Origin of the sequence: Pseudomonas sp. Leaf15 (genome assembly GCF_001421425.1) — a bacterium.
GTDB classification, from domain to species: domain Bacteria; phylum Pseudomonadota; class Gammaproteobacteria; order Pseudomonadales; family Pseudomonadaceae; genus Aquipseudomonas; species Aquipseudomonas salomonii.
In genome coordinates this window covers 1-12,046 of the sequence record NZ_LMKI01000018.1, presented here as the reverse complement: position 1 = coordinate 12,046, position 12,046 = coordinate 1, and the positions used below count along the sequence as shown (strand labels likewise).

The following is a 12,046-nucleotide window of genomic DNA, read 5'->3' as shown; positions in this document are numbered from 1 at the left end:
GTGACGAGCACTACGGATGGCGAGCAATCGCTGGAACAGGCGGCGGCGTGCGCGCCAGGCCGGCACCTTGAAAGCGCTTGATTCGCAACCCGCGCTCATCGCCCCGGTGGTAAAGCGCGCTGAAGCGGCTGTCGGCAAATAAATGGCGCTGTACCAAGCGTGCGAGGCGTGCGCTGTGGCCAAACGGCGCGACCCAGTCCAGGAACCACAAGCGTTCGCCGCTGTTCCAGTCGGGTGCGGGCAGGCTGATGGCCGGGTTTTGCAGGTAGCGCTGTTCAGCGTCGGCGCTGAACCAGGCCCAGGCGGCATAAAACACCGGGCGCCCGTGTTCGTAGCCAACGATGAACTGGCGGTTGGCAATTGCCGGTAATAGCAGCGCGTTCAGTGTGTGCAACGGCACATCGCGATGGTTCGCCGAGTGCATCCACAGCCACACGGCAGCGCCCAGTGCCTGAGACTCGTTCCAGGGTTCTTCACTGAACGCCGGAACCATCATCTCAAGATTATCGAGTTGCATGGCAAGCCCTCACATGGCCCACGTCAGGCTGAAGCCTGCGGTGGTGTTGGCCGTCTCGAAACCCTTGGGCTTGCTGATCGGCTGGCCGACAAATACGTCGTAGGACACTTGTCGATAACCACCGCGCAACCCCACGACATAGCCAGCCAAATGATCGCCGATCAAGTAGCGGCTCGAAGGGCCGCCGACCTTGCCGTAGTCAACCCCCAGGTAAGTTTCCTGGCCGGTGTTGCCCAGCGCCAGGCCGAGGTCGTTGCGTACCAGCCACCCGCGGTCGGCGGATAAAATGTTCTCACCGTCAAACCCGCGCACGCTATAGCGCCCGCCGATGGAAAAACGGTCCTGGGGCACCAACGCGGTACGGTTCCACTGCGCACGCCAGGCGGCGGTGTAGCGCAGGCGCTGCGTGGCGAGGTTGAACGGTACGGAAAACTGCGCGTCGGCATTGATAATCTGCGAGCGCGACGTGCCTTCGTCAAACGCCTCCTCGGGCGCGGCAATGGCGTTGCGCGCGCCGGTCCCACGGCGGTAGCTGGCGCCCAGATCGAGGGTCGCGGTACCGATGAACTCGCGGTGGCTCAGCCCCAATGCCCAACCGGCCATGCGCCGGCGCTGGATCTCGATTTCGGTGTCGTCAATGTAGTTTTGCGAGGTGCGGGTCCAGCCACTGAGTTTGAGCGTGGTTTTGCGCACGGCATCGCGATACAGCAAGCGCGAGGCACTGATTTCGTTGTTTTTGCTTTCACCGGTGTATTGGTAGGTCTGGTTGGCCCCGGCGACTGTCTGGTGATAGTCATATTCGCTGGACGTAATGCCGAATAACCAATAACCGTAGGGCACGGAGTAATGCAGGGTATGGCCCTTGGAACCACGACTGCCCGAATCGCCACCGCCCAGATCGTGGTTGAAGCTGGCATAGAACAAGTCGTTCAGGCTCAGCAAATTGTCCAATGACACTGAGGTCGACCCCAGGTATTTGCCGGTGGCATCGGTCCCCGAATCATCGACCGACACGCTCAAGCGCACAGGGAGCGCCTGCTTCCAGGCGATGACCAAATCACTGTCACCCGGCTTTGCATCCATCCCCTGGGCGGCGGCGATTTGAATATCCGCCTCTGCCGTCGGCACGCGCTTGAAGTTTTCCAGCGCTTGCTCAAGGTCGCGCAGGTTGAGCAGATCACCGGCGCTGGCAGGCACGGCGTTCCAGGCATTGGCGCGGGTGGAGGTGCCTTCGGCGAAGCGAATCGAATGAATGCGCCCGGGAATCAAGGTCAGTTGCAGTACGCCACTGTTCAAGTCCTGGGGCGGCGCAAGCACGCGCGTGGTGACAAACCCGCGCTCGATAATCGCATTCTGGATACGCTTCATCGTCAGGTTGATGCCCTGGGCACCGAGGCATTGGCCGGTGGCGGGATCATGCTTGGGGTCGGCGCTGCGCAGCGCCCATTGAAAATCATCCGCCAACTCGCCGTTCAAGGCGATCTTGCGGATCAGGAAACAGGGCGTTTCGCGTTTCTCAAGCAAAGACCCCTTGGAGGACGACGGCGGTAATTCAAGGCGTACATCCGGCGCCGGCTCCAGTTGTTCACGCAATGCGCGCTCGCGGTCTTGTTGCAGCAACAACTGCTGCGCAGGTACGGGAGGGTCGGCGGCGTGCGCGGCGCAGCTGCCGAGCGCTGCCAACAGCAACACGGCCATCGAATGATTAGACGGTGCCAGGTTTTTAACGGGCGAGTACAACGTGCAAAAGCGGGCCAGAGACTCCCCCGGCCGGAAAAACACTTCCATTTCGCATCCCTGTGAAATTTTCCTGCCGGCGCATCAAACACCAGAACGGCACTTGAGCAGCAGGAATCGCCTTGATGGCCAATGGCTGTATGAGCGGACAACGTCCACAAAGTTCACGCAAAACCGGGAAATGTCCTACAAAAAACCGCTGTTACTTTACGGGCGACAGCCGGCTTTTCAACTGCGCCCGCTCTAGCTCAGGCCGTTGCGGCCAGAGCCTGGCATTGCAGCCGTTCAAGCCTCCAGCATCAGGATATCTTCAAAGAACCCGCCAACCGGCTCGGTGGGGTGGCAGAGCTGGATCTCCAGCACCCACACCATTTCACTTGGCGTGATCTCAAGCGCGGCCAATTCCGTGTTGCCGAACAGTGCGTGGGGGAAATCCGCAATACGGTGACCTGCCAGGTTACGGGACAACCGCCAGCCCTTGGAAACGGCCCGCGCTTCGGCAAAGTCATACAGCTCACAGCCGGTCATGCCACGCTTCCACGCCTCGCGGGTTTCATCGAAGACTTCGTGCACGGCCTTGAAGCAATCGTGGTGCAGCGCTGACGCGCCGAAAACAAAGGTGTCGCCATAGTCGCCCTCGTAGCCGTCCCACACCGGGCCGAGGTCGACCACCACGATATCGCTGGCACGCAGCGTGCGCAGGGGGTCAATGCCTTCTCTCGGCGGGCGAACCGTGTCGGCACCAAACCGGATGTACGTCGGGTGCCAGGTGTGGGAGGCGCCCATGGCCTGCAATTGCTCGGCGGCCATGTCGAGGGCTGCCCCGGTGGTCATGCCGACTTTAAGGTGGCTGGCAATCGCCGCCAGGGCGCGAATGGTTTTTTCACGGGCGGCGAGCATGCCGTCCAGCGAATACCTCGGGCCGACCTTTTCCCAGGTGTCATCCAGAGTCTTGAGCAGCGTGTCGGCGCTCGACTGGCCACTGGGCACAAAGGCTTCGGCGATAAAACGATGGCTGGGCAAACCCGCTTGCAGGCACTCGGCACGCGTCTGGCTGATCATGCCGCCGTTACCGCAGGCATACACCTGCGCCGCTTCCCAGCGGTGCCCGTGGCTGAGCGCGACTTCCTGCACCTTGCCCTGGGAAGCCAATACCGGGTGCCAGTGAAAACGCGGGTGGTCGAGGACCGCCTGGTCGAGGAATGCACGGTCGTAAAAATCGGTTGCCTGCGCGCCGCCCCAGTAAAACGTCACCTCCACATCCCGCTTCAAGGCGGTCAGCAGGATCGGCTTGATACCCGCGTAGCCGGTGCCGGTGGCGAACAGCACCACCGGCGCCGCATCATCGTCCTGCCAGGTGCAGGCACCAAAAGGCCCTTCCAGTTGCAACAGGTCGCCGGCCTCCAGGCTGCCCAGCAGGGCCTCGGAAAACAGCCCGCCGCTCACCCGGCGAATCTGAAACACCAGGCGCCCATCGCCTTCGGCCGGCAGGTTGGCGATCGAGAAGCACCGCGAATCGCCATCGACCAGGCGGAACTTGAGGTACTGGCCCGCCCGCACGGCCAATGGCCTATCCGGCATCAGCACCAACTCGATGATGTCGGCGCTCAATGGGTGCTTGCTCAGCACCGTCGACTCGACCACCAGCGCGGGCGTGTCCAGCGACCAGCCAGGTATTTCCAGGCGCATGTCGGCGCAGGCATGGCTTTGGCACAGCAGCATTTCATTGGCCGCCAACGGGTAGCCGGGCGCGGGCGCGCCTGGGGCCAGTTGCCTGGCGCGGTATTCACCTTGGGTGACCACCACCTTGCACGACCCACAGGCACCGCGTCGGCACGAGAACGGCACCGACAAACCGCTGGCGAGCATGGCGTCCAGCAGCAGCTCGTCACCGGCTTCAAAGGTTTTCCCCGAGGGAGAGAGTTCGATTACATGGCGTGTGTTCATAAAGACCTCGGCGTAGGTGAGGCCTGATTGTTGCGCTAGACTAGGCCCATTAAAACCTCCAGTTTTGGATACTTCAGATGGTCCAGATGCGTAAATGGCGCCCCTTGCTCAAGCTTGATGACGGCTCAAGCCAAGCCTCCTATCGCAAGATTGCCGAAGGCCTCGTCGCGGCCATCCTCGAAGGGCGGCTGCCGCCCGGCACATTGCTGCCAGGTACGCGGGAGATGGCGCAGTTGCTCGACGTCAACCGCAAGACCGTGATCCTGGCCTATGAAGAGGCCCTGACCAAAGGCTGGCTGATCAGCGAGCCGCGCCGGGGCACCTTCGTCAATGCGCAACTGGCGCCCAAGCCCGTGCCCAGTCATGCCAAGCCGTCCTTCGCCCCGGCGCTGGTGCCGCAGGCGGTCGTGCCCTACTTCACCCAGAACGCCCAGGTAATTGCCCTGGAGCATCGGCATGACGCGCTGTTTTTCGATAACGGCGCGTGCGATCACCGCTTGTTGCCGCAAGCCGTGCTGCATCGCTACTACCGCAATGCCTTGCGCAGCAGCTTTACCACCAACACGGTGCGCTACGGCAGCGAAGGCACCGGCTATTACCTGCGCTGCGCGTTGGCCGACATGTTGCGCAACAATCGCGGGCTGATGATCAGCGCCGAGAATATCTGCCTGACGCCAGGCACCCAGGTGTCGCTGTACCTCACGGCCAGCCTGCTGATCCAACCCGGTGACGTGGTGTTGGTGGAGCGCCTGAGTTACCCGCCGGCGTGGGAGATTTTTCGCAAACTCGGCGCGCGCTTGATCACCGTCGACATGGACGATGAAGGCTGCCGCACCGACCATATCGAGCAACTCTGCCAAGCGCATAAGGTGCGCATGATCTACCTCACGCCGCACCATCAATTCCCCACCACCGTGAGCCTGCATGCGGCACGTCGGCAACACTTGCTGGCCCTGGCGGCGCTGCACGATTTTTGTGTGATCGAAGAAGACTACGACCACGAGTATCACTTCAACGGGCGGCCCTACTTGCCTCTGGCCAGTGACAGCGCGCAACGCCATGTGATCTATATCGGCTCGTTATCCAAGGCATTGGGATCGACATTTCGCTGCAGCTATGTGGTGGCGCCGGCCCATGTGATTGAAGTGCTGCAAAAGAGCGCCGCACTGGTGGTGGGCGACACTGACGCCGTCGCACAGAAAATGTTGGCGGACCTGATCAACGAGGGTGAATTGAAGAAGCACTTGCGCCGTGTTTCGAAAGAATACGCCGCGCGGCGGGAGGTGTTGCAGAGCTGCCTGCACGAGGCGTTCGGCGAGCGTGTTCAGGTGCGCACACCGGAAGGCGGACTGGCGCTCTGGGTGCGTTTCCAGGATGAGACCGATGTTGATCGGTTAGTGGAGAATGCCCTGGGCCAGGGCGTTGTGGTGCGCAGTGCGCGTCAGTTTTCGCCCGAGGGCTTGTCGGAGAATGCGTTGCGCCTGGGGTTTGCCTCGCTCAATCGGGATGAGATACGCCAAGGCACATTGCGCTTGGCGCGGGCCATGAAGGGTGGTTGAAAGCCGACCTGATCACTGAAGCTGCCCACAGAAAAGCAGGTGCTGATCCGGATCCAAACGCAGTGGCACTCAGAGAGGCAGCATCAAACGAGACCGCTCTTGTACCCGCGCCAACTCGGGAAACTCCAGCAGCAACGCCCGGTTGCCCCTGCCGATATGCTCCATGACCGCCCGCGTAACATGTTCACGCACCATCCCGGTCGAGACGTAATACATGGCCCAGGCTTGCTCCGGCGTACAGTGACCGATCTGCTCCTCGATCTCCTTGTACGCCTGGTAGTCGTCCGATTTCACGTCGCACGGGTCATCACGTCGGGCCATGATTTATCTCCCTCTCTGGGATCTCTGCGAAAGCGCCAGGGCCTTGTTCAGCCCGTCACGTACCGCTCTTGACCTTGGTCCACACCCGCGTGCGGATACGCTCGAGTTTCAACGGCAACGGCTCAAGCGGCACCAGCGTGGCGATGGTGGCTTTGGACGGGTAAATCCACGGGTTATCGCGCAATTTCTGCTCAACCAACGCGGTGGCGTCCTTGTTGGCATTCGGGTACAGCGTGTGGTTGGAGCTCTTGGCAATCACCTCGGGCTCAAGCATGTAATTGATAAACGCCAAGCCGGCCTTGGCGTTGGGCGCATCCTTGAGCAACACAAAGTTTTCCGACCAGACCAGCCCGCCCTCGCGCGGCAAGCTGTAAGCGATCTTGCGCCCAGTGTGGTTTTTCTCATTGATGGCCTGGGCCGTCAGCGCCCCGCTCGCCCAGCCCACGACCACGCAGATATTGCCATCGGCAAAGTCGGCGTCGGTTCTGGAGGAGTCGAAGTAGAGGACGTAAGGGCGGATTTTCAGCAGCAGCGCCTGGGCCTTCTGGTAGTCCTCGGGGTTCTGGCTGTTGCTCGGCAGGCCAAGGTAATGCAAGGCGATGGAGATGATTTCACTCGGCGAATCGAGCATCGCCACGCCGCAGGACTTGAGCTTGCTGATGTTTTCTTCTTTGAAGATCAAGTCCCAGCTGTCCACCGGGGCGTTATTACCCAGTGCCGCCTTGACCTTATCCACGTCATAGCCGATGCCGGTGGTGCCCCACAGGTACGGGATCGCGTATTGGTTACCCGGGTCGTTCGTGGCGAGCAAGGCCAGCATTTCCGGGTCGATATGCGCATAGTTGCTCAGTTGGCGGCGGTCCAGCGGGGCCAGCACGCCCGCCTGGATCAGGCTTGGCAACACGTTGGAGGTGGCGACGACGACGTCATACCCGGTGCGCCCGGCCATGGCCTTGCTTTGCATGACCTCGGCACTGTCGAAGGTATCGATGTGCATCTTGGTGCCGGTTTTTTGCTCGAATTCCTTCGGCGTTTCTGGTGCGATCAACCCGAACCAGTTGTACAGATTAACCCGGGGTTCTGCCGCCGCTGCGGGCGTGCTGGCCCCCACACAGACAAGCGAGGCTAAAAAAAGGGCTCGCAAATGTGATTTATTCATATAACTATCCTTGTCAAAAACGACAGGCCTTCATGGCCATCAACGCTGGTGGGTGAATATACCCGGCGTCGTCGAATAGTAAATACCTACAAATACTTAGCTCAGCCCCATGAATCCCTAACCCAAAAGGGGTAGTCCATGTCACTCGACCTACACAATCTCGCCTGGCACCGGTCGGCCGGCAAGCTGATCATGGAGCTGAACCGCCCAGCTTTCTGGAGCTCGCTGGTTCGCGTCCTGAATGAGTACGTGCAGATCGACAATTGGGTGGTCCTGGTGTTCAGCCACCAGCAAGTCAACGTCGTCAGCGTGACCGAGGTTGCGGATGCCGACGAAGTCGACGCCCTGACGCAACTGTATGTAAAAGGCCTTTACCTGCTGGACCCGTTTTACATTGCCAACCGTGAAAACCCGCAGAGCGGGTTCTTCCACCTGTCAGACATTGCCCCCGAGCACTTCCTGACCACCGAGTACTACCATCAGTATTTCGCCCGGTACGTGTCCGTCGATGAAGTGCAGTACAACGTCCAGCTCGACGCGGATCGAACCCTGTGTATTTCATTTGGCAGCAATACGCGCTACACCCCGGAACAGATCACCACGCTGGATATCATCAAGCCCTGGGTCATGGCGTTGATGCATCAACGCATGTGCTTTGAAGTGGATGAGGAAAAAAACCTCAGTGAGCCACCGCCCTGGTCCGAAGCCATTGTGCAATTGGGCACGCAGATCACCACGCGCGAGAAGGACGTGCTCAAGTTGTTGCTCAGTGGTTTCTCCAATAAAGAAATCGCCGGCAAACTGGCGCTGTCGACCGAAACCATCAAAGTGCACCGGCGCAATATTTACAACAAGCTCAACATCAAGTCGCAGTCCGAGCTGTTTTCGCGTTTTTTCATGCCTAAACAGGATGTTCACGCGCTCAACTGAGTTCGCTGCGCTACCCCGCCGCCCCCAGAAACGGCAGCGCCAGGTACAGCTTGATCACCACCGCATTGGTAATGTCGATAAAGAACGCCCCCACCATCGGCACCACCAGAAACGCAATCGGCGACGGCCCGAAGCGCTGCGTGACCGCCTGCATATTGGCGATGGCGGTCGGCGTGGCACCCAAGCCAAAACCGCAGTGCCCCGCCGCCAGTACGGCCGCGTCGTAGTTGCGGCCCATGACCCGGAACGTCACGAAGATCGCGAACAGGGCCATCAGCAACGCCTGGGCCGCCAACAAAATCACAATCGGCAAGGCCAGCGCCGCCAGGTCCCAGAGCTTGAGCGACATCAGCGCAATCGCCAGGAACAGCGACATCAGCGCAATCGCCAGGAACAACGACAAGCTGACATTGCCCAGCAGCGACACTTCACGCTCAAACACCTGATGCCAGCCCAGCGCCGACAGGCCGTTGCGCAACACCACGCCCACGAACAGCACGCATACAAACGTCGGCAACTCGAAAGCCGTACCTTTAATAAAGCTATACAGGAATGTGCCGATCTGCAAGCTGATCGCCAACAACGCCAGGGTTTCGATAAATGAAAACGAGGTGATCATGCGTTCCTGGTTGGGCTGCTCCAAGCCTTTGGGCTGAGGCGGTAGCGCCAGTTCGACACCAGGCACCTGCACACGTTTGATCAGCAAACGTGCGACCGGACCACCAATCAGCCCACCCAGCACCAAGCCAAACGTCGCCGAGGCAATCGCCAGTTCGGACGCCGAAGCCACGCCATATTTTTCGCTGAACACCGCGCCCCAGGCCGCGCCAGTGCCGTGCCCGCCGGACAAGGTGACGGAGCCTGCCAACAAGCCCATCAACGGGTCGAGCCCCAGCGCCTTGGCCAGGGCAATGCCCATGGCATTTTGCACCACCAGCAGGGCCGTCACGACCAGCAGGAAGATGCCGAGGATGCGCCCGCCTTTCTTCAGGCTGGCAAAGTCCGCATTCAGGCCGATGGTGGCAAAGAACGCCAGCATCAAGGGGGCCTGCAATGAAGCATCGAATCGAACTTCGACATCCGTCAATGCGCGCAGCAACAGCAGCAGCGCAGCCACCAACAAGCCGCCGACCACCGGTTCCGGAATGCTGTAGGCGCGTAAAAAGCCGATGCGGGCGACCAGCCAACGCCCCAACAGCAGCACCAGAGAGGCGGCCACCAGGGTTGAGTAAAAATCGAGTTGGAACATCTGGGCAGTTCTCCGACGTGAACAGGCACACTGGGCTGGTCAGAGTAGAGACAGCAGACCCGGTACACACCCACCCGCGATTAACTACAGACTATTCCCGCACACTTAACAACAAGACCTACACAGTTGAGAGGCTCACTCGCTGCAAAACCTTTAGAACCACTAAAAGTGATGGAACCGGGTGAGTGTTTGTCGCCGGCAGAGCCGCTCTTGACCGGCCTGCTGCTGGACAGTCTGGGCTGGAACTATGTGTTCATTTCCTGGCCATTGGCTCTTTCACCAGCTTCGTGCTCTTGCTGACCATTGCCGAGCCTATTCCCCACCCAGCACACGCCTAGCACCGCCGCCAGGCGCCCACGCAAAGCAATCACTGCCAGCAGCACTCTCGACGCAGAGCGTTTATCGATCGGCAAAACGCTGTGGTTGGGCCTGTTGCTGACCCGGCTGATTAAATTCAGCGCAAACAAAAACGCCGATCATTGCTGATCGGCGTTTTCGTTGAATATGGAGCGGGAAACGAGACTCGAACTCGCGACCCCGACCTTGGCAAGGTCGTGCTCTACCAACTGAGCTATTCCCGCAAAATGGCGTCCCCTAGGGGACTCGAACCCCTGTTACCGCCGTGAAAGGGCGGTGTCCTAGGCCACTAGACGAAGGGGACACACAACTGAAACACATGGTGTGTGTTTCAGTGCCCAGAGGTTAAATCCGAAGATTATGCCCTGGTTTCACTCAATGCCGCCCGAGGGCCACATTGCTTGTAAATTGGAGCGGGAAACGAGACTCGAACTCGCGACCCCGACCTTGGCAAGGTCGTGCTCTACCAACTGAGCTATTCCCGCATATGGCGTCCCCTAGGGGACTCGAACCCCTGTTACCGCCGTGAAAGGGCGGTGTCCTAGGCCACTAGACGAAGGGGACACACGTACAACATTCACTCCCTACCGCGTTTCGCTGTGTGCTTTACGCTGTAAGTGGCGCGCATTCTATGGATGGATTGAAAGGTCGTCAACCCCCAAGGATAAATTTATTTAAATCAATGACTTCGCCCTGCTTTCCAGGCCTTTGCGGGCATTCTGCCCGTGGGGGCTTTGACGCCTATATTCTGGCGCCCGACAAGACGCTATAGTTCGCCCGAGTAAATGATGGCAATGTGCATCTATGCAGGGAGCCCGCTCTGTCACGCTTGCCTATATAGAAGAAACTACCTGGGCAACTGGTCGAACAGCCCTATCCGCCGGATGGTCCAGTCACTACACTCCACAGCAAACCCTATAAAAGAGGTCACACCGGTGACACCACTCATGATCACCCTGCTGGTAATAGCCGGGATCGTAATACTGATCGCCATTGGCTACATGAACCACGTGGTGGAAAACAACAAACTGGAAAAAAAACGTACCGAGATCGAGCTCAATGATCGGCTGCGTCGGTGCGGTGAAATCACCGAGACCTTTCCTGGCCAATTGATGACCCCGGCGCTCAAGCTGCTGCTCACCCGCCTTGAGCTCAACGTCAACCAGCGCCTGTTGCACCTCAACAAGTCCAGTGCAGCACTCAAGGCGCGTATCACTGAGCTGAATGCGCTGATCGCACAGGGCGAATCGATTCCGGTGACCAACCCACCGGCGCCGATCCAGACCGAAGCCAAGGCCAAGGACGTGCGCTTCCTCCTCGAAGCCCTGCATGGTCAAGTGACCCGTGCGGCTCAGGATGGGTTTCTGCCGACCAACGAGGCCAAGCACTGGATCAAGGAAATTCGCCATATCCTGGTGCTGCTGCACATCGAGTTCTTCAACAACCTCGGCCAGCACGCCCTGCAACAGAACCAACCCGGCCAGGCACGCCTGGCATTCGAGCGCGGCGTGCAGTACCTGCGCAAACAGCCGGAGCCGGCGCTCTACAGCTCGCAGCTGCAATTGCTGGAGAATCAATTGGCCCGTGCTAATTCGACGGTACTGACTAACAGCAAGCCGGCGGAAGATGAGGTCAATGAGTTGACTGAAGGGCTCAAAGTTGTGGATGCCGATACGGAGTGGAAAAAGAAAGCTATTTACGATTGATCGTTTGGGGGGGCGCGCGCGGTGGATGGGTGGGTTGGGTACATATCCGTTGCTGCGGTAACGGCGGCTTAGGGTTCCGCCCTGACGGCGGGTCACTTTTGGCAAACGCCCGGAATGCCGGCCCAGCCAAAAGTAACCAAAAGGTCTGTGCCCCACGATGGGCCATCCTTGGCCCAGCGCGGCTAACCCGGCGTCCTGCCGGGTTACCCACGGATTCAAGCCTGCGTTCGGCCATCGTGGTTGACGGGGCGCCTAAGATCAAAAGCAAGATCAAAAGCAGAGCACGGCGGCCTAGTAGCCGACCTGAGTGGTTGAATCGAAAGCAAAAGCGGATTTGCATACACTGAAGAGCTGCTTTTCTGTGGGAGCTGGCTTGCCTGCGATGCAGACACCTCGGTGTGTCAGGTACACCGAGTTGATGCTATCGCAGGCAAGCCAGCTCCCACAGTTGACCGAGAATGGCTTTGCTGTTGCTCTGGCCCTTACATCCTTTTCGATGACGAAGTCAGCGGTCTTTTGATCTGCGCTTTTGATCTTGATCTTGATCTGAAATCGCCCCGTCAA

9 protein-coding genes, 4 tRNA genes and 1 pseudogene are annotated in these 12,046 nt (G+C 59.5%); 3 read left to right on the top strand and 11 right to left on the bottom strand.

All coding sequences use genetic code 11. From position 1 onward, the window contains the following. Positions 1-10: 10 nt before the first annotated feature. The 3 genes from ASE80_RS15120 to ASE80_RS15110 all read right to left on the bottom strand — a co-directional run bounded on the left by ASE80_RS15120 (position 11) and on the right by ASE80_RS15110 (position 4,201). The gene (locus ASE80_RS15120; protein WP_056859632.1) at positions 11-517 is read right to left on the bottom strand and encodes a toxin-activating lysine-acyltransferase; all 507 of its coding nucleotides are present in this window, start codon (positions 515-517) and stop codon (positions 11-13) included. Between the two features lie 9 nt (positions 518-526). After that, complete coding sequence (locus ASE80_RS15115; RefSeq protein WP_236708837.1) at positions 527-2,305, bottom strand: ShlB/FhaC/HecB family hemolysin secretion/activation protein; 1,779 nt, start codon at positions 2,303-2,305, stop codon at positions 527-529. A gap of 234 nt (positions 2,306-2,539) precedes the next feature. After that, a complete protein-coding gene (locus ASE80_RS15110; RefSeq protein WP_056859631.1) occupies positions 2,540-4,201 on the bottom strand; it encodes an NAD(P)H dependent flavin oxidoreductase family protein in 1,662 nt (553 codons plus the stop codon). Between the two features lie 77 nt (positions 4,202-4,278). Between ASE80_RS15110 and pdxR the strand changes: the two genes are divergently transcribed. Beyond that, positions 4,279-5,760: a MocR-like pyridoxine biosynthesis transcription factor PdxR gene (pdxR, locus tag ASE80_RS15105; RefSeq protein WP_056859630.1), complete on the top strand. Its 1,482-nt coding sequence runs from the start codon at positions 4,279-4,281 to the stop codon at positions 5,758-5,760. A gap of 69 nt (positions 5,761-5,829) precedes the next feature. Here the strand turns inward: pdxR and ASE80_RS15100 are convergent, their stop codons facing one another. After that, complete coding sequence (locus tag ASE80_RS15100) at positions 5,830-6,081, bottom strand: hypothetical protein (RefSeq protein ID WP_017136288.1); 252 nt, start codon at positions 6,079-6,081, stop codon at positions 5,830-5,832. Between the two features lie 55 nt (positions 6,082-6,136). Next, positions 6,137-7,240, bottom strand: coding sequence for a polyamine ABC transporter substrate-binding protein (locus ASE80_RS15095; protein ID WP_056859629.1), 1,104 nt, complete (start codon positions 7,238-7,240; stop codon positions 6,137-6,139). A gap of 138 nt (positions 7,241-7,378) precedes the next feature. On the opposite strand from ASE80_RS15095, the gene ASE80_RS15090 reads away from it, so the two are divergent. Then, the gene (locus tag ASE80_RS15090) at positions 7,379-8,170 is read left to right on the top strand and encodes a response regulator transcription factor (RefSeq protein ID WP_056859628.1); all 792 of its coding nucleotides are present in this window, start codon (positions 7,379-7,381) and stop codon (positions 8,168-8,170) included. A gap of 10 nt (positions 8,171-8,180) precedes the next feature. Here the strand turns inward: ASE80_RS15090 and gltS are convergent, their stop codons facing one another. From gltS to ASE80_RS15065, 5 genes are all read right to left on the bottom strand, one after another. Continuing rightward, a complete protein-coding gene (gltS, locus tag ASE80_RS15085) occupies positions 8,181-9,419 on the bottom strand; it encodes a sodium/glutamate symporter (protein ID WP_056859627.1) in 1,239 nt (412 codons plus the stop codon). A gap of 505 nt (positions 9,420-9,924) precedes the next feature. Beyond that, positions 9,925-10,000: transfer RNA gene (locus tag ASE80_RS15080), tRNA-Gly, on the bottom strand. 4 nt (positions 10,001-10,004) lie between these two features. Further along, positions 10,005-10,080 (bottom strand) — tRNA-Glu (locus ASE80_RS15075). Between the two features lie 105 nt (positions 10,081-10,185). Next, a tRNA-Gly gene (locus ASE80_RS15070) sits at positions 10,186-10,261 on the bottom strand. 3 nt (positions 10,262-10,264) lie between these two features. Next, positions 10,265-10,340: transfer RNA gene (locus ASE80_RS15065), tRNA-Glu, on the bottom strand. Between the two features lie 383 nt (positions 10,341-10,723). Here ASE80_RS15065 and ASE80_RS15060 point away from each other — a divergent pair. Beyond that, the gene (locus tag ASE80_RS15060; protein WP_236708836.1) at positions 10,724-11,482 is read left to right on the top strand and encodes a hypothetical protein; all 759 of its coding nucleotides are present in this window, start codon (positions 10,724-10,726) and stop codon (positions 11,480-11,482) included. A 291-nt stretch (positions 11,483-11,773) separates the two neighbouring features. On the opposite strand, the pseudogene ASE80_RS31435 reads toward ASE80_RS15060, so the two are convergent. Beyond that, a pseudogene (locus ASE80_RS31435) lies at positions 11,774-12,046 on the bottom strand (hypothetical protein); the annotation flags it as partial.